Origin of the sequence: Pseudomonas sp. NFACC37-1, assembly GCF_900101575.1 — a bacterium.
GTDB classification, from domain to species: domain Bacteria; phylum Pseudomonadota; class Gammaproteobacteria; order Pseudomonadales; family Pseudomonadaceae; genus Aquipseudomonas; species Aquipseudomonas fluorescens_AA.
Window position 1 is genome coordinate 38697 of sequence record NZ_FMUZ01000007.1, and the last position, 25497, is coordinate 64193.

24 protein-coding genes are annotated in these 25497 nt (G+C 61.5%); 15 read left to right on the plus strand and 9 right to left on the minus strand.

The features are described 5' to 3' along the window. Nucleotides 1-132 precede the first annotated feature (132 nt). Entirely contained in the window at nucleotides 133-2334 is a 2202-nt protein-coding gene (locus BLP82_RS10735) for a patatin-like phospholipase family protein (protein ID WP_092167380.1), read from the minus strand. A 71-nt stretch (nucleotides 2335-2405) separates the two neighbouring features. On the opposite strand from BLP82_RS10735, the gene BLP82_RS10740 reads away from it, so the two are divergent. Continuing rightward, a complete protein-coding gene (locus BLP82_RS10740) occupies nucleotides 2406-2693 on the plus strand; it encodes an Rdx family protein (RefSeq protein WP_060738678.1) in 288 nt (95 codons plus the stop codon). On the opposite strand, the gene BLP82_RS10745 is transcribed toward BLP82_RS10740, so the two are convergent. Next, complete coding sequence (locus BLP82_RS10745; RefSeq protein ID WP_092167382.1) at nucleotides 2687-3577, minus strand: DMT family transporter; 891 nt, start codon at nucleotides 3575-3577, stop codon at nucleotides 2687-2689. The genes BLP82_RS10740 and BLP82_RS10745 overlap by 7 nt on opposite strands. A 117-nt stretch (nucleotides 3578-3694) precedes the next feature. Beyond that, a complete protein-coding gene (locus BLP82_RS10750; protein WP_092167385.1) occupies nucleotides 3695-4444 on the minus strand; it encodes a helix-turn-helix transcriptional regulator in 750 nt (249 codons plus the stop codon). 135 nt (nucleotides 4445-4579) lie between these two features. Between BLP82_RS10750 and BLP82_RS10755 the strand changes: the two genes are divergently transcribed. Beyond that, entirely contained in the window at nucleotides 4580-5395 is an 816-nt protein-coding gene (locus tag BLP82_RS10755; RefSeq protein WP_092167387.1) for a UDP-2,3-diacylglucosamine diphosphatase, read from the plus strand. A gap of 59 nt (nucleotides 5396-5454) precedes the next feature. On the opposite strand, the gene BLP82_RS10760 is transcribed toward BLP82_RS10755, so the two are convergent. Next, nucleotides 5455-6045: an HD domain-containing protein gene (locus tag BLP82_RS10760; RefSeq protein ID WP_092167389.1), complete on the minus strand. Its 591-nt coding sequence runs from the start codon at nucleotides 6043-6045 to the stop codon at nucleotides 5455-5457. Between the two features lie 12 nt (nucleotides 6046-6057). Beyond that, nucleotides 6058-6369, minus strand: a complete 312-nt coding sequence (locus BLP82_RS10765) for an Mpo1-like protein (protein ID WP_092167391.1) — start codon at nucleotides 6367-6369, stop codon at nucleotides 6058-6060. Between the two features lie 139 nt (nucleotides 6370-6508). Here BLP82_RS10765 and BLP82_RS10770 point away from each other — a divergent pair, with 139 nt between their 5' ends. Then, nucleotides 6509-7570: an AraC family transcriptional regulator gene (locus tag BLP82_RS10770; RefSeq protein ID WP_092167393.1), complete on the plus strand. Its 1062-nt coding sequence runs from the start codon at nucleotides 6509-6511 to the stop codon at nucleotides 7568-7570. Here the strand turns inward: BLP82_RS10770 and BLP82_RS10775 are convergent. Then, nucleotides 7527-8981, minus strand: a complete 1455-nt coding sequence (locus BLP82_RS10775) for a TrkH family potassium uptake protein (protein ID WP_060738671.1) — start codon at nucleotides 8979-8981, stop codon at nucleotides 7527-7529. The genes BLP82_RS10770 and BLP82_RS10775 overlap by 44 nt on opposite strands. Nucleotides 8982-9100: 119 nt before the next feature. On the opposite strand from BLP82_RS10775, the gene BLP82_RS10780 reads away from it, so the two are divergent. Then, the gene (locus BLP82_RS10780) at nucleotides 9101-9664 is read left to right on the plus strand and encodes an NAD(P)H nitroreductase (RefSeq protein ID WP_092167395.1); all 564 of its coding nucleotides are present in this window, start codon (nucleotides 9101-9103) and stop codon (nucleotides 9662-9664) included. 196 nt (nucleotides 9665-9860) lie between these two features. Here BLP82_RS10780 and BLP82_RS10785 read toward each other — a convergent pair whose 3' ends face one another. From BLP82_RS10785 to phhA, 3 genes are all read right to left on the minus strand, one after another. Next, entirely contained in the window at nucleotides 9861-11054 is a 1194-nt protein-coding gene (locus BLP82_RS10785) for an amino acid aminotransferase (protein WP_092167397.1), read from the minus strand. Beyond that, nucleotides 11054-11410, minus strand: a complete 357-nt coding sequence (locus tag BLP82_RS10790; RefSeq protein WP_003184087.1) for a 4a-hydroxytetrahydrobiopterin dehydratase — start codon at nucleotides 11408-11410, stop codon at nucleotides 11054-11056. Before BLP82_RS10790 ends, BLP82_RS10785 begins: the two co-directional genes overlap by 1 nt. 99 nt (nucleotides 11411-11509) lie before the next feature. Next, a complete protein-coding gene (gene phhA, locus BLP82_RS10795; RefSeq protein ID WP_053120239.1) occupies nucleotides 11510-12295 on the minus strand; it encodes a phenylalanine 4-monooxygenase in 786 nt (261 codons plus the stop codon). A gap of 417 nt (nucleotides 12296-12712) precedes the next feature. On the opposite strand from phhA, the gene BLP82_RS10805 reads away from it, so the two are divergent. The 11 genes from BLP82_RS10805 (at nucleotide 12713) to flgH (ending at nucleotide 25473) form a co-directional block, all read left to right on the plus strand. Then, nucleotides 12713-14272 carry a sigma-54-dependent transcriptional regulator gene (locus BLP82_RS10805; RefSeq protein ID WP_092167402.1) on the plus strand — a complete coding sequence of 520 codons (1560 nt, stop codon included), beginning with the start codon at nucleotides 12713-12715 and terminating at the stop codon, nucleotides 14270-14272. A 179-nt stretch (nucleotides 14273-14451) separates the two neighbouring features. After that, on the plus strand, nucleotides 14452-15570 hold the full coding sequence (gene vioA / locus BLP82_RS10810) for a dTDP-4-amino-4,6-dideoxy-D-glucose aminotransferase VioA (RefSeq protein ID WP_060738666.1): 1119 nt from the start codon (nucleotides 14452-14454) through the stop codon (nucleotides 15568-15570). After that, nucleotides 15567-16325: a WbqC family protein gene (locus BLP82_RS10815; protein ID WP_092167404.1), complete on the plus strand. Its 759-nt coding sequence runs from the start codon at nucleotides 15567-15569 to the stop codon at nucleotides 16323-16325. Before vioA ends, BLP82_RS10815 begins: the two co-directional genes overlap by 4 nt. Then, nucleotides 16312-17298 (plus strand): hypothetical protein, encoded by a 987-nt coding sequence (locus BLP82_RS10820; protein ID WP_170842296.1) that lies wholly within the window; start codon nucleotides 16312-16314, stop codon nucleotides 17296-17298. The genes BLP82_RS10815 and BLP82_RS10820 overlap by 14 nt, the downstream gene beginning before the upstream one ends. Beyond that, nucleotides 17295-17852, plus strand: a complete 558-nt coding sequence (locus BLP82_RS10825) for a GNAT family N-acetyltransferase (RefSeq protein WP_092167409.1) — start codon at nucleotides 17295-17297, stop codon at nucleotides 17850-17852. The genes BLP82_RS10820 and BLP82_RS10825 overlap by 4 nt, the downstream gene beginning before the upstream one ends. Beyond that, on the plus strand, nucleotides 17849-18628 hold the full coding sequence (locus tag BLP82_RS10830; protein WP_060743068.1) for a phytanoyl-CoA dioxygenase family protein: 780 nt from the start codon (nucleotides 17849-17851) through the stop codon (nucleotides 18626-18628). Before BLP82_RS10825 ends, BLP82_RS10830 begins: the two co-directional genes overlap by 4 nt. A 4-nt stretch (nucleotides 18629-18632) precedes the next feature. After that, a complete protein-coding gene (locus BLP82_RS10835; RefSeq protein WP_060738662.1) occupies nucleotides 18633-19385 on the plus strand; it encodes a class I SAM-dependent methyltransferase in 753 nt (250 codons plus the stop codon). After that, on the plus strand, nucleotides 19382-22888 hold the full coding sequence (locus tag BLP82_RS10840) for a glycosyltransferase family 2 protein (RefSeq protein WP_092167411.1): 3507 nt from the start codon (nucleotides 19382-19384) through the stop codon (nucleotides 22886-22888). The genes BLP82_RS10835 and BLP82_RS10840 overlap by 4 nt, the downstream gene beginning before the upstream one ends. 246 nt (nucleotides 22889-23134) lie before the next feature. Then, the gene (locus tag BLP82_RS10845) at nucleotides 23135-23872 is read left to right on the plus strand and encodes a flagellar basal body rod protein FlgF (protein ID WP_060738660.1); all 738 of its coding nucleotides are present in this window, start codon (nucleotides 23135-23137) and stop codon (nucleotides 23870-23872) included. Between the two features lie 49 nt (nucleotides 23873-23921). Next, nucleotides 23922-24707, plus strand: coding sequence for a flagellar basal-body rod protein FlgG (gene flgG / locus BLP82_RS10850; RefSeq protein ID WP_053146447.1), 786 nt, complete (start codon nucleotides 23922-23924; stop codon nucleotides 24705-24707). Nucleotides 24708-24777: 70 nt separating this feature from the next. Then, on the plus strand, nucleotides 24778-25473 hold the full coding sequence (gene flgH, locus BLP82_RS10855; RefSeq protein WP_060738659.1) for a flagellar basal body L-ring protein FlgH: 696 nt from the start codon (nucleotides 24778-24780) through the stop codon (nucleotides 25471-25473). Nucleotides 25474-25497: the final 24 nt, after the last annotated feature.

Sequence of the window (25497 nt, forward strand, 5' to 3'; positions counted from 1 at the left end):
CGAGGTTGTGGCGGCTGGTCTCATCGCGAGCAAGCTCGCTCCCACGGAATCTGCGCGTTCATGTGGGAGCGAGCTTGCTCGCGATGACGGTCTGTCAGGTTATCAATCCAGCCCAGGCAAACACCCAGCCCCTCAAAACGTCTGTCCCAGGTTCAGGTACACCGCCTGTTCATCGTCGTCGTTGAAGCCATAGCTGAAGTTCAATGGCCCCAGCGGTGTATCGAAACCGAGGAAAATGCTGGCGGCGTTGATGTAGCCACTGTCGAATTCATTGTCGTTGTTCCAGGCCCGGCCGCGTTCCAGGGAACCGCCGATGTACAACGGGAAATCCAATGGCAGGTAGGCCCGCGGTGTGAGGCGGCGGTAATACACGGCACGCATCAGGCTCATGTTCTGTCCGGAGACCCCATCTTCGCGAAAGCCGGACAATTGCCGCGCGCCACCGAGCACAAAGCTGGAGGTCACGACCTCCGCGGTGTCCAGGGTGCGGCCGTAGCGCCCGCCCAGGATGAAGGTGTCCGGGCCGCTGCTAAGCGCCTTGTCCAGTTTGAATTCCCACTGGCGGTAGCGCTGGTCGGAGCCCAGCCCCGGTTCGTATTGGCGCCAGCTCAGGCCGATGTCTTCCCCTTCATGGGGGAAATACACGCTGTCGAGGGAGTCGAACGAATACTTGAGTTCGTAGAAACCTTCGTTGAAGTTCTCGCTGGGCTGGTCGTGGTCGCCGATGCGCACATCGGCCTTGCCCCAGGCCTGGCCGACACCGAAGCGGATTTCGCCGCTGTTGCCGATCTGGCGGCCCACGTTGAGCCCGAAGCCATAACGTTCGACGCGATACTGGGCCACCGGATCGTTGTCCAGGATGGACTCCACATTGCGCGATTCGAATTGCCCATAGGGGGCAATGAAGTAGCGCGAGCCGACGTCCAATGGCTGGTAGAACTCACTGTACAACTCCTGCTTGTCGCCGATCTGCGCCCGGGTCAGCCACTCGGCGCCCAGGCGATTGATGCCGTTGACCCGATAGCTGGCCCCCAGGTTGAAAGCGCTGTCGCCGCGCATATCGTCCGACAGGCTCAGCCCCAGCCGCAGGTAGTCGGTGCCGGTGCGTCGGCCCCGGGCGCTGATCACCAAGGTGTGGTCCGGGCCCTTGTGGACCACGCGGTATTGCACCTGTTCGAAGTAGTCCAGGCCGTACAGCGTGCCCATGTCGGTCTGCAGGCGGCCCAGGTCCAGCGGTTCGCCGATCTGCTGGCGAATGTAGTAGCGAATCACGTCATCGCCGACTTTCGAGTCGTTCTCTACGCGGATGGCGGTGATGACCGGTGTGCGTTCGCTGGGCGCGCGGGCCGCCATGAGGTCGGCGTCGGGCGCCTCGGAAGGGCGTAGCGGGGCCAGGCGTGCCTGGAGTATCCGGGTGGCGCGATAGCCGGCGTCGATCATGTCCCGGGCCCGGCCGAAGTCGGTGGAGCCGAAGCTCGCCAGGGCCGGCTGGATCAATACGTCGCTTTTTTTCAGGGTGGCCAGTTGTTCTTCAGAGTTGCGCCGGGTCATCAGGGTGGTCGACTGGTTCAGCACATCGACCACCGTGACCAGTTGCTTGCGGGTGCGCAGCGGGGTGCCGATGTCGACCACGATGGCCACATCCACACCCATGTCCCGGGCCACATCCAGCGGGATATTGTCGGCCATGCCGCCGTCCACCAGCAGCCGGCCGTCCAGCTCCACCGGGGCGAACACTGCTGGGATCGACATGCTGGCGCGAATGACCTTGGGCAGGTGGCCTTTGCGGAACACGACTTTTTCGCCTGTGGCGATGTCGGTGGCGACGGCGCGAAACGGGATCGGCAGTTTGTCGAAGTCCCGCGTGTCGCTGGCGTGGGCCAGCAGGCTTTCGAGCAGCAGGGCCAGGTTCTGGCCCTGGATGACCCCCAAGGGCAGGCCGAGGCTGCCGTCGTCGCGAAAGCTCAGTTTCTGTTTCACCAGGAAGTCGCGGTCATCCTGCTTGCGCCGGAATGGCACGTCCTTGCGTGGCGGGGCATCGGACAAGGCCTGTTGCCAGTCGATGCCCAGGGCGAGTTTTTCCAGTTCGTCGATCTTGTAGCCCGAGGCATACAGCCCGCCGATCACCGCGCCCATGCTGGTGCCGGCAATGGCATCGATCTTGATGCCTTGCTCCTCCAGGGCCTTGAGCACGCCGATGTGGGCCAGGCCCCGCGCCGCGCCGCCGGACAGCACCAGGCCGATTTTCGGGCGTGGCGCTTCGACGGCGGGCTCGTTGGCATGGCCGGACAGGGGCAACAGCAGCAGAAGCAGGAGGGGGAGCAGGCGGCGCATCGTCTATCTCGGGGCGGGCGATCAAAGGCAGGTATTATAACGACGCCTTCGAACCCAGGAGTTCACCCGCAATGACCGAGCACAAGCCTGAAGTTGTCATCACCTATTGCACCCAGTGCCAATGGCTGCTGCGTGCCGCCTGGCTGGCCCAGGAACTGCTCAGCACCTTCGGCGACGACCTGGGCAAAGTGTCCCTGGTGCCGGGCACCGGCGGTGTGTTCCACATCAGTTGCGACGGTGCGCAAATCTGGGAGCGCAAGGCTGATGGCGGTTTTCCCGAGGCCAAGGTCCTCAAGCAGCGGGTCCGCGACCGGATCGACCCGGAGCGGGACCTGGGCCACAACGACCGGGTTCAGTGAGACGCGGCTTGGGCGCCCATCCCCGGTTTCTTCGAACCGCCCAGCTGGCTCGAGATCACGATGGCCGCGATGATCACCACGCCGCCCACCAGCATCCGCAGGGTCGGGCGTTCGTCGAACAGCCACCAGGCCATGGCGATGCCGTAGACCGGTTCCATGGCGAAGACCACCGCCGCCGTGCGGGCCTTGATCACCGCCAGGCTGGCGACGAACAGGCTGTGGGCCAGGCCGGTGCAGAACACGCCGAGCAAGCCGATCCACAACCAGTCGAGGGGGCGAACGTCGCTCAGTTGTGGCGCGGCCATCGGCAACAGGCACAACCCGACCACTACGTTCTGGCACAGCGCGGCCTGCACGGGCGGGACATGGGCGGAGCCGGCACGGTTGGTCAATGACAACAGTGAAAACAACAGCCCTGAAGCCACGGCCCAGAGCAGGCCGGTGGTGGCACCGCTGGCCAGGTCGAAGTTCGGCGTGACCAACACCAGGCCGACGCTCACCAGCACCACCAGCCAGATTTCATTGGCGCGAATCCGCTCGCGGAAGATCAGCCCCTCGAGCAATACCGTGAAGGCCGGGAAACTGGCGAACCCCAACGTGGCGATCGCCACGCCGGCCACCTTCACCGCGATGAAGAAACTCACCCAATGCCCAGCCAGCAACAGGCCGCCCAGCAGCAGTCGCCGGCCATCCTGTGCCCGCAGTTTCTGCCAGCGACTGCTGCTGGCGAACCGAGCGAACACCGCCAGGGCCAGCACGGCGAAGACGGCGCGACCGAACACGATGACCGCTGGCGAAGCCGCGGCGAGTTTGCCGAAGACACCGGTCAGGCCAAACATGAGTGCACCAATGTGCAGGGCGCCGAGGGCGGTACGAGGTGTCATTTCAATCCTTTCAACAGATAAGCCAAAACCGACGGACAAACATCGATCCCATGGGGGTATTTAAGCGTTGGGGAGGTGCTGGCGTCTGTCGCGATCCTAGCGATTTTTAGCGCGAAGCTAGCGCTGACGCCGCAGCTTGCCCGGCGAGACGCCGAATTCGCGCAGCACCGCCGCGGCGAAGGCACTTTGGGAGCTGTAGCCGACGCGGTGGGCGATCTCACCGATGGGCAACTGCGAATCACGCAACAACGCCACGGCCTGGTGCAAGCGGCGGCTGCGGATGTACTCCATCGGGGTTTGCCCGCACTCGGCGACGAAGCGTGCGTGCAGGCGGGCGTTGGAGAGGCCGGCGATTCGCGCCAGGTCCGCCACTTGCAGCGCATAGGCGGCGTTCTGGTCGATGTGGGCATTGAGCGCGGCGTAGGGCAGGCGCCGGCCGCCGTGGGTTGCCTGGCGAGCGTTATTGAGACTCGCCAGCAGCAGCACCGCGCCTTGCTGGGCGATCACCGGATCGTCCACCGGGCTGCCCGCCAACCAACTGACCAACTGGCTTTGCCCCGCATCCAGGGGCAGGCGAGCGGTGTCGTCGAGCAAGCGGCGGCTGGCGTCGGCGTGATCCCCCAGGCATTGGCCGAGCCAATCGTCACTGGGCACATCCAGCACCAGGCAGCGACTGCCCTGGGGACTGCCGCAGGCATGATGGGCACCGGCGGGTACTACCACGAAACTCTGCTGCACCACCTGGCTGCCACGCCCTTCGACCTCGAAATCCAGCGCGCCGGACAACCCGAACACCAGTTGCGCGTGGTCGTGGCTGTGGACAATCAAATCGTGGCTGTAGTGGCGTAGCGTGAGGATCGGTCTCATCGCGGTCTCCCGTGTCAGGCCGCCAGCATACACCGAGGGCACACCGCCCCGCGCTGTCATGTAATGGACTTGTGTTTGTCATGGGCCATTAACCGCTGGCGTGCACAGTGGCGAAAACGATCAGAGGGTTGCCCAATGACCAGCGCCGAGCTCGCCAAACCCAGCCGCAAGCAGCGTGTTCGCACCCTGTGGATTTCCGATGTGCACTTGGGCACCCGGGATTGCCAGGCCGAGCACTTGTCGCAGTTTCTCAAGGGCTACCACGCCGACAAGATCTACCTGGTGGGTGACATCATCGATGGTTGGAAACTGCGCGGTGGCATGTATTGGCCCCAGGCCCACACCAACGTCATTCGTCGCTTGCTGACCATGAGCAAGCGCGGCACCGAAGTGATCTACGTCACCGGCAACCATGACGAATTCCTGCGGCGCTATTCGAAGCTGATTCTGGGCAATATCCAGTTGGTGGATGAAGCGGTGCACGTCACCGCCGATGGTCGGCACTTGTTGGTGATCCATGGCGACCAGTTCGATGTCATCACCCGTTACCACCGTTGGCTGGCGTTCCTTGGGGATTCGGCCTACGAGTTCACCCTCACGCTGAATCGCTGGCTCAACCATTGGCGGGCTCGTTATGGCTACGGCTACTGGTCGTTGTCGGCGTACCTCAAGCACAAGGTCAAGACCGCCGTCAGCTTCATCAGCGATTTCGAAGAAGCCATCGCCCACGAGTGTGTGAAGCGCGAACTGCATGGCGTGGTCTGTGGGCATATCCACCACGCCGAGATGCGCATGGTGGGCGAGGTGGAATACCTCAATTGTGGCGATTGGGTCGAATCCTGCACGGCGCTGATCGAGCATTGGGACGGGTCGATCGAGTTGTATCGGTTGGCGGAGGCCCAGGCGCGGGAGGCGTTGCTCAAGGCCGAAAAGGTCGCTGAACCTGCGTGAGTCTTACACCCTTTGTGGCGAGGGGATAAATCCCCTCGCCACAGGGGGCACTGTGTCTGTCAGGGCGGCGTTTGTTCCGCCATCGCCGCCTTGTAGATCGATTGCTTGGGCGTGGCAAAGACCCTTTCCAGCATTGGCTCGAAGAAACTCAACGGCAGGGTGTCGTATTCGGCATCGAATGCCGCCGCGTCGTACTTCGCACAGAACTCAATGGTCGCCTGGTATTGCGGATGGCCACTGAATTGCTCGCGCAGGTGCCGGTCCATGCCCAGGTGATGGAAGAAGTAATAGCCCTGGAAAATCCCGTGCTTTTCCACCATCCACAGGTTTTCGGCGCTGACGAAGGGCTTGAGGATCGCCGCGGCGATGTCCGGGTGGTTGTATGAACCCAAGGTGTCGCCGATGTCGTGGAGCAGGGCGCAGACCACATATTCCTCGTCCCGCCCGTCACGGTAGGCGCGGGTGGCGGTTTGCAGGGAATGAGTCAGGCGATCCACCGGGAACCCGCCGAAATCGCCGTCCAGCAGCTTCAAGTGGGCCAGAATCCGGCCCGGCAATTGCCGCGCGTAGGCGCTGAAGTCGGCCGCGATGATCGCCCAGTCTTGCTGGGTGCCTTCTTCCATGTGGGTAAAGCGCGCGTGGTTGCTCATCGGCAGTCCTTATTAGAACGCGACCTTGCCCAGCAGCATGTCGCGGTACATGACGAAATCGCCGAGCAGGCTGTAGAGCGGATGCTGGAAGGTGGCGGGACGGTTCTTTTCGAAGAAGAAGTGCCCGACCCAGGCGAAGCCGTAGCCGGCCACGGGCAGGGCGAGCCACAGCCACCCGTTACCCATGACGAGAGCGAGGGCGAACACCAGAATGACCAGGGAGGTGCCGATGAAATGCAGTCGCCGGCAGGTGCTGTTGCTGTGTTCGCTGAGGTAATACGGGTAGAACTCGGCGAAACTATTGAATCGTTTAGCGTTTTCCACGACGGCTGGCTCTGTGGTTATTGTTCTGATACTTGAAGTCTAGAGCCATCAATCGCTACGGCCAGTGACAATCAGCGCCACTTTAGTATCCTTCGCAAATCCAGCCGTACCCTGCGGCTCGTCATGCAAGTAAAACGTCATGAGCGAACGAACCACTTCTTCAAGCTGGGCGATGGGGATTGTCAAGGCGTTGGAAATGGACGGCCTGGATTGTCGGGTGCTGTTCAAGCAACTGGGGCTGGACTTCGATGCGCTGGACGATCCGGATGCGCGTTTCCCCCAGGACTCGATGACCCGGCTCTGGCAACGGGCCGTGGAGTTGTCGGATAACCCGGCCATTGGCTTGAACATGGGCAAGGTGGTGCGCCCGGCCTCGTTCCATGTGGCTGGTTACGCCTTGATGTCCAGTCGCACCCTGGTGGAGGGTTTCCAGCGGCTGGTGCGTTACCAGCGGATCATTGCCGAAAGCGCCGATTTGAGTTTTCGCCAGTTGGAAGAGGGCTATGGGCTGATCCTGACGGTGCATGGCGACCACCTGCCGCCAACCCGTCAAAGTGCCGAAGCGTCCCTGGCGTGTGCGCTGGCCCTGTGCAGTTGGTTGACCGGGCGTACCCTGCACCCGGTGAAGGTGTTGCTCCAGGGCGCGGAACCGTTGGACCTGGCGCCTTATCATCGAGCCTTCCCCGCGCCCCTGGTGTTTGGCGCGCCTTATGACGCGCTGATCTTTGAGCGGGCCGACATGGAGGCGCCGCTGCCGACGGCCAACGAAGCCATGGCACAGCTTCACGACCGGTTTGCCGGGGAATACCTCGCGCGTTTTTCGGAAAGCCGCGTGACCCACAAGGCGCGACAAGTATTGTGTCGGCTATTGCCCCAGGGGGAACCCAAGCGAGACGCGGTGGCGCAGACGTTGCACCTGTCGCAGCGCACCTTGCAGCGGCGCTTGCAGGAAGAGGGCACCAGTTTCCAGAGCCTGCTCGAAGACACCCGTCGTGAACTGGCCGAGCAGTACCTGGCGCAGCCAGGCATGACGCTGCTGGAAATCGCCTATTTGCTGGGGTTCGCCGACCCGAGCAATTTCTTCCGGGCCTTTCGCCGCTGGTTCGACACCACGCCCGGCGAATACCGGGCGCGCTTGACGAGCCAGCCCGAACCGGTCAGTGGCGCCAGAACGCCGGGATACACAGCACGAACACCGTGATGATCTCCAGCCGGCCCAGCAGCATGCCCCCGGACAGAATCCATTTGGCCGCGTCCGGCAGCGGTGCGAAGTTACCGGCTGGCCCGATGGTTTCCCCCAGCCCCGGGCCGACACCGGACACGGTACTGGCCGCGCCGGTCAGGGCCGTCATCCACTCCACGCCCAGCAGTGACAGCAGCAGGGCGATCACGCAGATGGTGATGGCGAAGAAGAACGAGAACGTGAGGATCGAGCGGACGATTTCTTCGTCGAGGCGATGACCGTTGTACTTCTGCTTGATCACCGCACGGGGGTGGATCAGTTGGTTGAGGTTGGCCCGCAGCAGAATGTAGGCGACCTGGAAGCGGAAAATCTTGATCCCGCCAGCTGTCGAGCCCGAACAGCCGCCGACGAACCCCAGGTAGAAGAACAGCATCAAGGAGAAATTGCCCCACAGGCTGTAGTCGCCCAGGGCGAAGCCGGTGGTAGTGACGATGGACGTCACGTTCAGCGCCACGTGCCGCAGCGCGTCCAGCCAATGCAGGTCGGTGGTCGCCCAATACCAGGTGCCGAGTACCAGCCAGGTGACCAGTAGCACGCCGATGAGCCCTTGGACCTGCTGGTCCTTGATCAGCGCCCGGCGATTACCGCGCAGCGTCGAGACATACAGGGCAAACGGCAGGCTGCCGAGGATCATGATGACGATGGCGACCCAGTGCACCGCCGGCTGGGTCCATTTGGCCAGGGACAGGTCCGAGGTGGAGAAACCGCCGGTGGAGATCGCCGACATCGAATGGTTGATGGCATCGAACAGGCTCATCCCGGCCCACCAGAGCGCCAGGGTGCCGAGGATGGTGATGCCCACGTAGGACGCCACGATCAGTCGAGCCACCATGTGGGACCGGGGCATGACTTTTTCCGAGCGGTCCGAGGACTCGGTCTGGAACAGCCGCATGCCACCGATGCGCAGCAGCGGCAGGATCGCCACTGCCATGCCGATGAAGCCGATACCGCCGAGCCAGTGCAGCAGCGAGCGCCACATCAGGATGCCCGGGGACATGGTGTCCAGGCCGCTCAGGACGGTGGCGCCGGTGGCGGTGATGCCCGACATGCTCTCGAAGAACGAATCCGTATAGCTGATGTGCTGGGTCAGCAGGAAGGGCAGGGCGGCGAAGATACACACCACCAGCCAACTGCTGACGGTCAGCAGGTACATGTCCCGCGGACGCAGGTGGATGTGTTCCGGGCGTCCGGGAAGCACCAGCGCCAGGCCGGCGACGAAGGTAATCATGCTCGACCAGAGGAACGACGGCAGGTCGCGGGTGCGCTCGAAGACCAACAGGGTGGCCATGGGCACGACCATGAAGATCGCCAGGGTGATCAGGAAGATGCCGATGATGAAACCAATGATCCGCAGGGTCGGCAACGCCATGAAGTCCGCTCAGGCTGTAAAGGGAAGGGCGCCATTCTACCCGCGACAAGCGGCATGTAAACCGGCAGCCGGCGGCGCTTCCCGCTAGAATAGCCAAACATTTTTTCAGGAGGTGGCCGATGCAGGCTCTCGACGCTTTGCTCAACCGTGTTTCCGTCCCGCGCCTGGTGGAGCCGGCACCCACGCCGGAACAGCGCGAGGTCATGTTCGCCGCGGCCATGCGGGCGCCGGATCACGGCCAGTTGCGGCCATGGCGCTTTCTGACGGTCGAGGGGCAGGCGCGGCATCGCATGGGCGAACTGCTGGCCGAAGCGGCCAAATTCAACGACCCGCTCGTCCCCGAAGCCGTCGTGGAAAAAGCCCTCGCCGGCCCATTGCGCGCGCCGCTGGTGGTGGTAGTGATTGCCCGTCTGCAGGACCATTTCAAAATCCCGAAATCCGAGCAATTGCTGGCGGCCGGTTGCGCGGCCCATGGCATCTTGCTGGCCGCGTATGCCCAAGGGGTGGGTGGGGTGTGGCGTACTGGTGAGCTGGCGTATTCGCCGCATGTGGCCAGGGGGCTTGGCCTTGAAGAGGGGGAAGAGGTGATCGGTTTTCTCTACCTGGGCACACCGCAGAAAGAAGCGCGCACGGCGCCGCAGGTGGAAACCGCAGAATTTGTTAGCGAGTGGACAGGCCTGTAGGTAGGGCGTCTGGCGCAGCTCCTGTGGTGAAGAGGACTTATCTGTGGCGAGGGGATTTATCCCCGTTGGGCTGCGTAGCAGCCCCCACCCTGGGGTGACCTGACATTCCAAGGTGTCTGATCTAGGGCTGCTGTGCAGCCCAGCGGGGATAAATCCCCTCGCCACAAGGGGATCTATTCAGCTATTTAAAGGCTGGTTATCTGCACGCGTCAGCAATCGCCTCGGCCAGCAGGTCCAGGCGCGTGGCGTCGATGCCGGCCACGTTGGCCCGGCCGGTGCCGACCATGTAGACACTGTGGCGCTCGCGCAGGTGCTTGACCTGTTCCGGCGTCAGGCCAGTGTAGGAAAACATCCCGCGTTGCACGCCGATATGGGCGAAGCGCTCGCGCAAGCCATGGGATTCGAGGGCTTCCAGCAAACCGCTGCGCAATTGCGCGATGCGCAGGCGCATGGCCTGGACTTCATCGGCCCACAGGCTTTTGAGTTCCGGGTCGCCGAGGATGGTCGCCACGACGGCCGCGCCATGGTCCGGCGGTGTCGACCAGAGGTTGCGAGCGATGTTTGCCAGTTGGCTGCGGATGTCCACCAGTTTCTCGCCATCCCGGGCGCAGACGATCAACGCACCGGTACGGTCGCGGTACAGGCCGAAGTTCTTCGAACAGGAACTGGTGACCAGCACCTCCGGCAGGGCCTGGGCAAACAACCGGACCGCCCAGGCGTCCTGCTCCAAGCCATCGCCGAAGCCCTGGTAGGCAAAGTCGATCAGCGGTAGCAGGTCGCGGCTGCGCACCACCTCCAGGACCTGGCGCCATTGCTCATGGGACAGATCGAACCCGGTGGGGTTGTGGCAGCAGGCGTGCAGTAGCACCACATCGCCTTTGGGCGCCTGGTTCAAGGTCGCCAGCATCGCCTCGAAATCCAGGCGGTTATCGGCGCCCACGTAAGGGTAGTGGCTGGCCTTGACCCCCGCCGCGGCGAAAATGGTTTCGTGGATCGGCCAGGTCGGGTTGCTCAGCCATACACCACGGCCCGGCAGGCACTGGGCGATGAAGTCGGCGCTCAGGCGCAGGGCACCGGTACCGCCCGGTGTCTGGGTGGCGCCCGCGCGTTTTGCTGCGATCAGCGGCGAGTCGGTGCCCAGTACCAGCTCATTGATCAGTTGGCCGAACGCGGCGTCACCATGACCACCGATGTAGGTCTTGGTGGTCTGGCGATCCACCAGTCGCTGCTCGGCCCGTTTCACCGACTCAAGAATCGGCGTCAGGCCCTGGGCGTCCTTGTAGACACCCACGCCCAGGTCGAACTTGCTCGGGTTGCTGTCCGCCCCGTAGGCCTCCATCAGGCCGAGGATCGGGTCGCCGGGTACCCGGCCGATGGCATCGAAATGCATTACTTGCGGCCCTCGGCGGTCTTGGCCACATCATCGGTGCGGGCGGCCATGATGAAGTCGTTGCGGTGCAGGCCCTTGATGGAGTGGCTCCACCAGGTCACGGTGACTTTGCCCCATTCGGTGAGCAGGCCGGGGTGGTGGCCTTCGGCCTCGGAGATCTCGCCGACGGCGTTGGTGAACGCCAGGGCGTGCTTGAAGTTCTTGAACAGGAAGACTTTTTCCAGCTGCATGACGCCGTCGCGCACTTCGATGTTCCAGTCGGGGATCTGCTTGATCAGCACCGGCAGTTCTTCGTCGCTGACTTGCGGGGCATCGGCGCGGCAGGCTTCGCAATGGGCTTGGTTCAGAGTGTTCATGGTGTGTTCCTGAATCGAATATTTGGAAAGCGTCGATGCACCCACGCTAAAGCAAAGCGGCGTCGTGCAACAGACTCAATTGGGATTAAAAGAGGCGGTTCACGCCGCTTTTGGTGGGAATTTCGGGGCATGCAAGCCCAGCTCCCGACCGCGCTTGACCATGCCCATGATGTCTTCGTGAGCCAGGTCGAACAGACGCTTGAGTTCGGGCAGCACGAAATACACCGGTTGCAGGATGTCGATGCGATACGGGGTGCGCATGGCTTCCAGCGGATCGAAGGCCTGGTGTTCCGGCTCGTCCGACAGGCAGTACACGGTTTCCTTGGGCGAAGACAGGATGCCGCCGCCATAGATGCGCCGGCCCTGCGGGGTCTGCACCAGGCCGAACTCGATGGTCATCCAGTACAGGCGCGCCAGGTAAACCCGTTCTTCCTTGGACGCCTGCAGGCCGAGTTTGCCGTAGGTGTGGGTAAATTCCGCAAACCAAGGGTTGGTCAGCAGCGGGCAGTGGCCGAAGATCTCGTGGAAAATATCCGGCTCCTGCAGGTAATCCAGCTCTTCCCGGGTGCGAATAAAGGTCGCCACAGGAAACTGTTTGCTGGCGAGCAATTCGAAGAAGGTCTGGAAGGGAATCAGCGCCGGCACCCGGGCGACTTGCCAGCCCGTGGTCTCGCCCAGCACCTTGTTGATTTCGTCCAGTTGCGGGATACGGTCGTGGGGCAGGCCCAGCTTGTCGATGCCATCCAGGTATTCCTGGCACGCACGGCCTTCGATGACTTTCAGCTGGCGGGTGATCAGCGTGTTCCACACCGCGTGTTCTTCAGCGGTGTAGTGGATAAAACCTTGCGCATCGGGCTCGCGAGCCACGTACTGCGTCTGCTTCATGCTGCTCTCCTGCTGATTTCCCTCAGGGGGATGATGTGTTTGTTGTTATGTCCAGCGATGCATTAGAGATAACGCGAAGCAGCGGTGTGCGCATCGGCTTGGCGAGGATGGATTGGGCGAACGACGGGTTGATTCGTAAAATTTTCGTTACGAGTTGGCTGGCGCTACGATCTTTCCGGGACTTTCAGGTGGGAAACTGCCTACATCTGTCACATAATCTTGACGATTATTTACCTCGCCACGTCGAAAACCTCTATGGCGAGGGAGCTTACTCCCGCTGGGGCGTGTCGTGGGAGCTGCCGAAGGCTGCGATCTTTTGATCTTTCGCTTGAGATTCAAGCGGCAGGTGAAAGATCGCAGCCTTCGGCAGCTCCTACATGGCGCGCTTTTCTACCTCATACGCACCCGGGCCTTTCCATGCGCATCAAAGTCCACTGCCAGAACCGCATCGGCATCCTGCGAGACATCCTCAACTTGTTGGTGGAGTACGGCATCAACGTTGCCCGAGGGGAGGTCGGTGGTGAGCATGGCAACGCGATCTACCTGCACTGCCCAAACCTGATCAACATCCAGTTCCAGGCGCTGCGTCCGAAATTCGAAGGCATCGCCGGGGTGTTTGGCGTCAAGCGCGTAGGACTGATGCCCAGCGAGCGTCGGCACATGGAACTCAACGCCTTGCTCGGCGCCTTGGAGTTTCCGGTGCTGTCCATCGATATGGGGGGCTCCATCGTCGCGGCCAACCGGGCGGCGGCGCAGTTGCTCGGGGTGCGTGTCGACGAGGTGCCAGGCATCCCCCTGTCCCGCTACGCCGAGGATTTCGACTTGCCGGAACTGGTGCGCGCCAACCAGTCGCGTATCAATGGCCTGCGGGTCAAGGTCAAGGGCGATGTGTTCCTGGCGGACATCGCGCCACTGCAATCGGAACACGACGACAGCGAAGCCATGGCCGGTGCGGTGCTGACGCTGCACCGGGCCGACCGGGTGGGCGAGCGGATCTATAACGTGCGCAAGCAGGAGTTGCGCGGCTTCGACAGTATTTTCCAGAGTTCGAGAGTGATGGCGGCGGTGGTCCGTGAGGCCCGGCGCATGGCCCCCCTGGACGCGCCGCTATTGATAGAAGGCGAAACCGGCACTGGCAAGGAACTGCTGGCGCGCGCTTGTCACCTGGCGAGCCCGCGCGGGCAATCGCCATTGATGGCACTCAACTGCGCCGGGCTGCCCGAGTCCATGGCCGAGACCGAACTGTTCGGCTACGGGCCGGGGGCCTTCGAAGGCGCCCGGGCCGAAGGCAAGCTCGGCCTGCTGGAGCTGACCGCGGGGGGAACGCTGTTCCTCGATGGGGTCGGGGAGATGAGCCCGCGCCTGCAAGTGAAATTGTTGCGCTTCCTGCAGGACGGTTGCTTCCGCCGTGTCGGCAGCGACGAAGAGGTGTACCTGGACGTCAGGGTGATCTGCGCCACCCAGGTCGACTTGTCCGAACTCTGTGCCCGGGGCGAATTCCGTCAGGATTTGTACCACCGCTTGAACGTGCTTTCCTTGCACATCCCACCCCTGCGCGAATGCCTCGATGGCCTGGAGCCGCTGGTGGAACATTTCCTCGACCAGGCCAGCCGCCAGATCGGTTGTGCACTGCCCAAGCTGGCCCCGGCGGCGATGGACCGCCTCAGTCACTACCATTGGCCGGGCAATGTCCGACAGCTGGAAAACGTGCTGTTCCAGGCTGTTTCCCTGTGCGACGGCGGGAAGGTGAAGGCTGAGCACATCCGCCTGCCGGACTACGGCGTGCGCCAGCCCCTTGGCGATTTTTCCCTTGACGGCGGGTTGGACGAGATCGTTGGGCGTTTCGAGAAAGCCGTGCTGGAGCGCCTGTATTCCGAGCACCCGAGCAGCCGGCAATTGGGCAAGCGGTTGGGGGTCTCCCATACAACTATCGCCAACAAGTTGCGTGAGTATGAGGTCGGTAAAGACGCACCGTAAGGCAACCGATTATCGGGGTCACCGGGAGTTGGCCGATTTTTTGCTGGGGTACCTCCACATCAAGAGTCAGCTGTCGGTTTCATGGCGTTGCAGCCCGCCGATATAGACCGCGATGCAACGCCGCGTCAGAGGAGCTCCCGAGCCGTGTGCCATTTTTCAGTCACCCGAGTAGTGTACCCATGGCCGATTCCATTACCGTTACCAGCCCGCTGCTACCTCCTCTGGAAGAGTTCACGCCTTACCTGCAGCGAATCTGGGACAGTAAGCGCCTGACCAATGGCGGACCCTTCCACCAACAACTGGAACAGGAGTTGGCCGAATACCTCGGGGTCGAGCATCTGTCGCTGTTTTCCAACGGTACCCTGGCTTTGGTGACCGCGCTCCAGGCCTTGCGCATTACGGGTGAAGTCATCACGACGCCTTATTCGTTCGTGGCCACCTCCCACTCGCTGCTGTGGAACAACCTCAAGCCAGTGTTCGTGGACATCGACCCAGTGACCAAGAACCTCGATCCACGGCGTATCGCCGAGGCCATCACTCCGGCGACATCGGCGATTCTTCCGGTCCATTGCTATGGCATTCCCTGTGATGTCGAGGGCATCCAGGCCGTCGCCGATACCTACGGACTCAAGGTTATCTATGACGCCGCACATGCCTTCGGGGTCCGGCATAACGGCGCAAGCGTTCTCAACAACGGCGACCTGTCGATCCTCAGCTTCCACGCCACTAAGGTCTTCAATACATTCGAAGGCGGCGCCATCATCTGCCGTGACGAAAAAATCAAGCAGCGTATCGATTACCTGAAGAATTTCGGTTTCGCCGATGAAGTCACGGTCATGGCTCCCGGTATCAACGGGAAGATGAACGAACTGCAGGCGGCGTTCGGAGTGCTGCAGTTACGCTACATCGATGAGGCCCTGAACCGTCGGCAAAAGGTGTTTGAGTATTATCGGAGCGCCCTGGAGGGCATTCCCGGTATCAGCCTGCTGGAGCAACCGCAGGGGCTGGACTGGAATTTCGCTTATTGTCCGATCCTGGTCGATGGTGAGCGGTTCGGGGTGAGTCGGGATGAGCTGTACGACCGCTATCGCGCAGAAAACATTCTCGTGCGCCGGTATTTCTACCCGCTGATATGCGAGTTTCCAATGTATCGCGGTCTTCCCAGTTCGGACCTCTCCCAATTGGGCAATGCCTACAACGTGTCCCGCCAGGTACTTTGCCTGCCGATCTATCCGGATCTCGATCCGCAGACCCAGGCGCGAATCATCGAGGTACTGCTCAGGGCCCGGGTGGCATGAGCCAGGCCAATACCTCGAAGAAGTGCGCCCCGGCAGCTGACGAGCAGTACCGGGTTGCGCTCATGCAACCTTATTTCCTGCCATACCTGGGTTATTTCCAGCTGATCGCCGCTGTCGACTGTTTTGTCATCTACGACAATGTGCAGTTCATCAAGAACGGCTGGATCGAACGCAACCGTTATCTGCTGGAGCAGGAGCCGAAGTGGTTCCGTGTACCACTGAGCAAGGGCAGTCACACTCAGCAGATCATGGAAAAACGTATTGCCGAGACGTTCGATCCTGGCGATATCCTCAACAAGCTGAGTTTCGCCTATCGCCGCGCGCCCCACGCTCCGTACCTGCTGGCGTGGCTGGAAGCGCTGCTGGTCGAACCGGCTTCGAGCATTGCCGAGCTCAACGAACGAATCCTGCGAGCCTGCTGCGCGCTGATAGGGTTGCAAACACCGATCATGCGCTCCAGCGATCTGTCGATTTGCGCGGACAGCAAAGCCCAGGATCGGGTACTCGAAGTGGTCCAGGCCTGCGCCGGCACTCACTACCTCAATCCTGTCAATGGCGGTCACCTCTACCAGGCCGAGGTATTCCAACAGGTTGGTATTACCCTTGAGTTGCTCAAGGCGACCTTGCCCGACTACCGGCAGGGAGGGCGTGAACAACCCTTCGTGCCCGGCCTGTCGATTCTCGACGTCTTGATGTACAACGACGCGCAGACCGTGGGGGCCTGGGCAAAAGGTGGAGAAATTGTCCGTGCCTGAAGCCATCGGCGGTTATTTCGAACTGGAACTGCGTAAAGGACATAATCCTTACCCGCAGGCCGTTGCCTTCAACTCGGCCCGCTCGGCCTTCAAGGCTCTGGTAATGGCGCGCAGCCTGCGCCGGGTTCATTTGCCTTTTTACATCTGCGATGTCATGCAGGACGTGCTGCGCGGATCCGGCATCGAGGTGTTGCGCTATGCATTGACCGAACGGCTTGAGCTGCCGGACTTCCCTGCCCTGCAAGCCGATGAAGCATTGCTGTTCGTCGATTACTTTGGACTCAAAGCCGACTACATCGGCCAAGTACTCGCTGTTCGCTACGGCGAGCAATTGATCGTGGATAATTCCCAAGCGCTGTTTTCCCGGCCGCAGCCTGGGATTGCAACCCTGTATTCACCCCGTAAGTTCGTCGGCGTTGCCGATGGTGGCTGGCTGGCCAATGCGCCCGCTGATCTGCCGCAAGCGCCGACCAGTCGCTCGCAGGGGCGTTTTGCCGCGCTGCTGGGGCGTCTTGAAGACCCTCCGCAACATCACTATGCAAGCTTCCAGGCATTGGAACAGGCATTGGAGAGCGATGGCATCAAGGCCATGGCCGCCAGTACCGCGCGCCTGCTCGACAGTATCGATTACCACGAAGTTGCCAGGCGCAGGATAGACAACCTGGCGCATTTGCGCGGGCGCCTGGACCACCTCAACCGCTTTGCCGTCTGGCCCGCGCAGCCCGTTGCTGCATTGTGTTACCCGCTGCTGGTCAAGTCCGCCGAGACGGCGCTCCGGCTACACGCTCAACTGCTGGACCAACACATCTATGTACCCAGCTATTGGCGTGAAGTGCTGAGCAGCCCAACGGCGCCGCCCATAGAAAAGGATTGGGCACAGTGCTTGCTGCCGCTGCCGATCGACCAGCGATACAACGTCGATGACATGAATCGTCTCGCCGACGCCATCCTTCAGAACACGGGGAAATCATGAGCATTCTAGGTCAACGCATCCTGCTCAGGGCGCTGGAGCTCGAGGACTTGCCGCTGTTGCATCAGTGGTCCAACGACGAAGCCCTCTGGAGTCTGCTGGGTGGCTGGCATTTCCCCACATCGCGGGAAGCACAACGGGACTGGCTGCTGGGTCTCAAGAACGACTCGCTCAACCAGCGCTTCGGTATAGAGGTCCCGGGCCATGGCCTGATCGGTACGGCGAACCTGGTCGGTATCGACTGGAAAAACCGCACAGCCGAACACGGCATGATGATCGGTGATCCCTCCCTGCGCGGCCAAGGCCACGGCACCGACGTGATCGCCACGGTGATGCGCTATGCCTTCGACGAACTGGGCCTGAGTCGTCTCTCGACCACCATCATCGAGTACAACGCAGCGTCGCTGGCGACCTACACGCGCAAGACCCCTTGGGTCATCGAGGGCGTACAGCGCCAGTGGTACTACCGCAAGGGCCAGCGTTGGGATCGCATCATGCTTGGCGTGAGCGCCGAGGAGTATCGCGCATGGCAAGCTGCGCGGGGGGACAGCCTGTGAATCCGATCTTGCAGGAGCTGCAAGCGAACGGCTACGTCTGCCTGCCCTCGCTGATTACCGATCCGTTGCTTGACCAGCTGCGTGAAGACCTGGCGTGTGCCATAGACCGTTGCCGTCGGGTACAACTGGAGAACGGTATCACTCAGCGAACCGAGCAGACCGCGCACCATATACTTGCGCCAGACACCCGTTTCGTCGAATTGCTCGATCGATTCGCCGAATGGGGGATCGTCGACGTCCTGCGGCATATGCTGGGCGGTGCTGCGATTCTCAATTCGTTCGGCGGCCTGAACAACCTGAACAGCACTGATGCCTACGTGCGTAACGTGCACCGGGACGTGCGTTCCTGGTCAGCCGAGTCCATGCAGATGGCCCAGGCGCTGGTATTGCTCGACGACTTCACCATCGACAACGGCGCAACCCTGTTTCTGCCAGGCTCGCACTCCGCTCCTGAAAAACCCGACCCTCAGGTATTCGAGGCTCAGGCCCGCAAGGCCTTGGGCAGCGCCGGTTCGATCTACTTGTTCGACTCACGTATCTGGCATGCCGCCGGCGTCAATCGTACCGACCAGCCACGACGCTGCCTGACATTGACCTTCACGCGAAGCTATTTCAAACCGCAGTTCGATTATTGCCGAGCTTTGGGCGAAGACTTCTGCCGCTCGCAAACACCGAGCATGCAACAACTGCTGGGGTGGTATGCCCGTACTCCCTCGACCCTCCATGAGTGGTACCAACCTGAAGAACATCGTTTCTACAGGAAAAGCCAGGAATAACGCCATGTCCGTACGTGATTACAACAAAGAGTTTCAGGATAACGCTCATCGCAGCTACTTCTACGACTTCGATGCGCGCCTGCGACGCTACATGCTGGACAGCTTCGGCCCCTGGCTGGCGGAGGGACCGACCCTGGAAATGGGCTGCTTCGAGGGGGCTTTTACGACACTGTTCGCAGAGCGCTTTGCCGACCTGACGGTCATCGAGGCGGCCAGCGACCTGATTGACGTCACCCGGAAAAAGGTCGGCTCAGGCGTCAAGTTCGTCTGCAGTACCTTTGAAGAGGCCGAGCTGGAGCCGCGCTTCGATAACATTTTCCTGATCCACACCCTGGAGCACCTCGACGACCGCCAGGCGGTGCTCAAGCGCGTGCGGAACTGGCTCGCTCCCGGCGGTCGCCTGTTCATCGCCGTACCGAACGCCAATGCCCCTTCGCGGCAGATCGCCGTCAAGATGGGCTTGATCGAACACAACAGTGCCGTGACCGAAGGCGAGCGGCTGCATGGCCACCGGATCACCTACACCCTCGACACCCTCGATCACGAAGTACGCAGCGCCGGTTGGCAAGTGAGTCACCGTGGCGGGGTGTTCTTCAAGCCATTGGCCAACTTCCAGCTGGACAAGGCCCTGGAAACCCAATTGATCGATGATCGCTTCATGGATGCCTGCCATGCGCTGGGGATGGTCTATCCAGACCTGTGCGCCAGTGTCTTCGTCATTTGTGAGCAGCCCTCCAGCCCCAAGGCAACCATATGATCACCCCATCCGTGCATGGCAAGCCGCGTCACCCTTACTACATTGGTGCCCCTAACTATCGGGAGACCTCTTCGGGGGTATGCGTGCTGCACTACCTGTGCCACGTCCTGAACCTGTCCGGCTACGAGGCCTATGTCACCCCATGCCAGGTCAACCCGAAACTGCGCACGCCGATCCTGACCGATGAAGTGCGGCGGCACCATCGGTCAATCGGCTTGGCGCCGATTGCGGTCTATCCCGAAGTGATGGACGGCAACCCGGTTGGCGCTCCAATCGTGGCGCGTTATCTCCTCAATCGCGAAGGCTTTCTCACCGGCCGTGCGATCAGCGTGCAGAAGTCAGACCTGTTCTTTTATTACACCCAGGATTTTGGCGGTGACGGCCAGAGCAGCAACTTGCTCCTGTTGCCCGTCATCGACTCGGAGTTGTTTTCGCCGCCAACCGAGCCGGTGCAGCGTAGTGGCAACTACCTGTATCTGCACCGCTTCGACAAGACCAAGGTCGACTATTCGCTGCTGCCGGACGATATCGAAGTCCTGAGCATGGCCAACCCCAAGACCCTGGCCGAGCTGGCGCAGATTTTCCGAACCGCTTCAACGCTTTACAGTTACGAGATCTCAGCGACGTGCACCGAAGCCATGCTCTGTGGCTGCCCGGTTATCTACATGCCCGGCGGTCACGTCAAGACCCAGCCTTTCGTCGAGCAGTTTGGTGATGCGGGCTCGGCGCTCTATGGCGAGGTGGGCGGACTGGAGCGCGCCCGCGCAACCGTGATGCAGGCGCGCAGGCGCTGGCTGGACCTTGAAAAGGCCTTTTGGCCTCAGTTGGAGCGTTTCATCGATATCACTCAGCAAGCTGCCATCCAGCATGCCATTGATGTCCGCGTACCTTCCGTCAAGGACTGGCTGCGTAACCGCGTACTGACGCCGATCCAGCAGCAACTTGTCGACAAGCGTCGTCAACAACTCAGCGGACAAACCAGCCTGACGCTGTTGGTGCGCGATCCCCTGGGCGATTTCAATGCCTTGAGCGATACCCTGGAAAGTCTTGCGTTGTGGCGATCACGCTCATCGATCAGCTTGCGCATGGTGGTCCTGAGCACCTCGCCATCGCCTGTCAATCTGCCCGACAGCCTGCACTGGCTGACATGTGTCAACCCGGGGGCCTTCGAACTGAACGAGATTCTGCAGGCAGACGACAGCGACTGGATCATGCTGCTGACGGCTGGCGATGAGGTCCTGCCCGCCGGCACGTTGATGCTCGATCTGGAGCTACCGGGTGCCGATGGCTGCCGAATGATCTATTGCGATGGCATGTATCGCTCGGAGAATGGTGCTCAAGCGATTTTTCGACCTGATATCAACCTCGACTACCTCTTGAGCCTGCCATTGGCCATGGCCAGCCATTGGCTGATCCGTCGCGGGCTGGCGCTGGAGGTTGGCGGTTACGACCCGCAAGTGCCCGCAGCACTTGAATTGGACTTGATCCTGCGACTGATCGAAAGCGGTAGCATGAACGGCATTGCCCACTTGAGCGAACCGCTTGTGGCAAGCAACACACCCCTCCTTGTCGATAACCCGGATGAGCGCCTTGCCCTGCAACGGCACCTGGACAATCGCGGCTACGCGAACGCCAGGGTCCTGCAGGAACCGACCCGCCATTACCACATCAAGTACGGTCATGATCAGCAGCCCTTGGTGTCGATCCTGATTCCTACCCGGGACCAGTTGCCACTCTTGCAGCGCTGCGTGGACAGCCTGTTGTCGAAGACCCGCTACCCCTATTTCGAGATCATTCTGATCGACAATGGCAGCGAGACCGAAGAGGCGCTCACCTGGCTGAGCGAGATGGAGTCGATTGGCGGTGACAAGATCCATGTCATCCGCTTCTCCTCTGCGTTCAACTTCAGCGCTATGAACAATTTGGCGGCCAGCCGTGCGCGCGGCGAGTACCTGGTGTTGTTGAACAACGATACGGCAATCATTCGCGAAGATTGGTTGGACGAGTTGCTCAATCACGCCTTGCGCCCGGAAGTTGGGGTCGTCGGCGCCAAGCTGATTACTCCGGCGGGCACCGTGAAGCATGCAGGCCTGATCACTGGCCTGCGCGGCCCCGCCGGCAGCCCTTTCATCGATCAGGCTGCCAACGGCGGCGGTTACATGCAGCGCCTGTTGGTCGACCAGAACAGCAGTGCGGTCAGTGCGGCCTGCCTGATGATCCGCACAGCGATCTATCTGGAAGCTGGTGGTATGGACGACGCGCAGTTCCAAGTCACCTGCAACGATCTGGACCTGTGCCTGAAGGTGGCGAACCTTGGCTACCTGAATGTCTGGACACCCCATGCCGTGCTCTTGCATGAGGGTGAGGCGACCTGGTCAAGCGTCGGCAAGGACCCACTCAACCAGCAACGCTTCGCCATGGAACAAGAGCAGGCCTTGAGCAAATGGTTGAGCGTCTTGGCCAATGATCCCGCCTACAACAGCAACCTGTCGTTGCTCGGTTCCGGCTTCGAACTGGAAGCTATCAACGAGTTGACCTGGCGCCCGCTGTCCTGGCGACCGCTTCCGGTAGTGCTGGTACATCCTGCGAAGTCGGCAAAAGCCGCCAATCTGCGAGTTGTCGAGCCGTTCACTGCTTTGCGTGACTGCGGCAAAATCGAAGGTTGCATCAGCAGTAGCCTGTTACCGGCAACGACGCTTGCGCGCTACAACCCCGATATCATTGTCTTCCAGCATCAGGCCGACCCGCTGCGTCTGGAGCAGATGCAGCGCATCAATACCCTCTCAAAAGCCTTCAAGGTCCTTGAGTTGGATGCATTGACGCCAGCGATCCCTGGGTGGGCGACTTCACTGCAACAAGCGGCAAGCCTGGTCGACCGCATCATTGTGGCGACGCCTGCGATGGCTCAAGCCTGTGCCGGACTGCACCGCGATATTCGCGTCCTTGAAACGCGTCTGGATAGCAGATGGCGCAACCTCCCCAATGTGCGCCAGACGTTTGACATTCCTCGCATAGGCTGCGATATCGACCCGGCGCAGCCCTTCGTTCAGCCGTTGATCATCGAGCTGATGCAAGCGCTGGCCGGTCAGGTGGAGTGGGTACTGTGGGGTGATGTGCCAGCGTATCTGCGACCGCTCGCCAGCGAGGTTCATGATGACGTTCACGACAATCCCGATGTCATGGCAAGCCTCAATCTGGATATTGTCCTCGCGCCTCGGGGCTTCGGCCAGGCAGGCGAAGGCGCAAGTTCGCTGGATCATCTGCAGTATGGCGCTTGCGGCTACAGCGTGATCGGCAGCGATACCGCCGATTACCCGGGTGATCTCGCCATCACGCGCGTGGCTGACAGCCGGGAGCAATGGCTGGAGGCAATTCGTGATCACTTGGCTGACCGGCAAGCCTCACGGCGCCAAGCCGCGCGACTGCGCGAGCAAGTGCTGGACAACTGGGTCTTCGACGATGCCTATGCGGCGCAATGGATCAAGGGGTGGATGCCTGACTGACGCAGACCTCAGAGGCGGCAGGGGAGTGCACCCAGCCGCCCCTGGGGGGGAAGGGTCGACACTTGCCACTTACCGGCATAACTGCGCCGGTTTTTCGTCTTCGATACATCTCCACAAGCCCACCAACCCCCTCAAGCCCTTTGTTTACAGGCCTGCGTGGCATCTAGGGGAAGTTGGTCTGCAAATTGCTTGAGGCTGTGCAACACAGCAGTGGACGGCAAACGTCCGGCATGCAGAGGAACGACAGTGGACAAGTACCTTTATGTGGCAATGACCGGCGCCAGCCAGAACGCCCTGGCGCAACGGGCCCATGCCAACAACCTGGCGAACATCTCCACCAATGGTTTTCAGAAAGACCTGGAGCAGGCGCGCTCGATGCCGGTGTTCGGCGACAGCTTTCCGGCGCGGGCCTTTGCCCTGTCCGAGCGTCCCGCTACTGACTTCACCCCGGGCGCGCTGGTGGAAACCGGTCGTGACCTCGACGTCGCGGTGAGCGGGCCGGGCTGGATGGCCGTGCAGAACCCCGACGGCGGTGAAAGCTACGTGCGTACCGGCAGCCTCAATGTCGATGCCTTGGGCGTACTGCGGGCCGGCAACGGCATGCCGGTGATGGGCAACGGCGGTCCGATCGCCGTGCCGCCGGAACAGAAAATCGAAATCGGCCAGGACGGCACCATCAGCATTCGCGCCATGGGTGAAGGCCCGCGGGTGATGGCTGAAGTGGACCGCATCAAGCTGGTCAACCCGGACCTCAAGAACATGACCAAGGGCCTGGATGGCTCGATCCGTACCAAGGACGGCCAGCCGGCGCCCATCGATGCCAACGTGCAGTTGGTGTCGGGTTTCCAGGAGGCGAGCAACGTCAATGCCGTGGATGAAATGACTTCGGTGCTGGCTTTGGCCAAGCAGTTCGAGCTCCACGTCAAGATGATGAACACCGCCAAAGAAGGCGATGAAGCCATGGCTCGGGTCTTGCAGATCTAATCATTAATTACAGCGCTGCGCCGAAAAACAGGCGTACGAGGAGAACCGAATGCTTCCGGCTCTATGGGTTGCCAAAACAGGTCTGTCCGCCCAGGACACCAACCTGACGACCATTTCCAACAACCTGGCGAACGTTTCGACCACGGGTTTCAAACGTGATCGCGCCGAGTTCCAGGACCTGCTGTATCAGGTAAAGCGCCAGCCTGGCGCCCAGTCGACCCAGGACAGCGAATTGCCGTCGGGCCTGCAAGTGGGTACCGGTGTACGCATTGTCGGCACCCAGAAGAACTTCAACGCCGGCAGCCTGCAGACCACCGAGCAGCCGCTGGACATGGCCATCGACGGTCGCGGTTTCTTCCAGATCCTGCAGCCGGACGGCACCACGTCCTACACCCGTGATGGTACGTTCCACCTCGACTCCAACGGCCAGATCGTCAACGCCAGCGGGTTCGCCCTGGAGCCGGCGATCATCATTCCGAACGATGCGCAGACCTTTACCGTGGGCCGTGACGGCACCGTGTCCATCACCGTGGCGGGCAACCCGGCCGCCCAGGTGATCGGTAACCTGCAGACCGCCGACTTCATCAATCCGGCCGGCCTGCAAGCGGTGGGCAACAACCTGTTCCTGGAAACCGCTGCCAGTGGCGCGCCGCAAGTCGGCACCCCGGGCCTGAACGGTTTCGGCACCACGCTGCAGAACACCCTGGAAACCTCCAACGTGAGCACCGTCGAGGAAATGGTCAACATGATCACCACCCAGCGTGCCTACGAGATGAACTCCAAGGTGATCTCCACCGCCGACCAGATGCTCTCGTTCGTTACGCAGAATCTGTAATCGTCACAACGCCCGTCATTACGTAGACAGGGCGGCCCCAGGGTCGCCTGCAACACCAAGAGGTAGGGTCATGAAACGCTTCGTATCTGTTCTGGCACTGAGTGGCATCACCGCACTCGCGGGCTGTGTCGCGCCGACACCCAGGCCCAATGACCCGTATTACGCTCCGGTGTTGCCGCGTACGCCGTTGCCGGCTGCCGCCAACAATGGCTCGATCTACCAGGCCGGCTTCGAGCAGAACCTGTACAGCGACCGCAAGGCCTTCCGGGTCGGTGACATCATCACCATCACCCTGAACGAGCGGACTCAGGCCAGCAAGAACGCCAACTCGCAGATCGACAAGACCAGCGAGACCAGCGTCGGCTTGACCTCGTTGTTCGGCTCCAGCCTGACCACCAACAACCCGGTCGGTGGCGGCGACCTGAGCCTCAACGCCGGGTACAACGCTGACCGCGCCACCAAGGGCGACAGCAAGTCCGGCCAGAGCAACAGCCTGACCGGCTCGATTACCGTGACCGTCGCCGATGTGTTGCCCAACGGCATCATCGTCGTGCGCGGCGAGAAGTGGCTGACCCTCAACACCGGTGACGAACTGGTGCGCATCGCCGGCATGGTTCGCGCCGACGACATCGCCACCGACAACACCGTTTCGTCCACCCGTGTGGCCGATGCGCGCATCACCTATTCGGGCACCGGTGCCTTTGCCGATGCGAGTCAGCCAGGCTGGTTCGACCGTTTCTTCCTCAGCCCGAAGTTCCCTTTCTAGGTGGCCCAGTTGAATCTTAAGCAG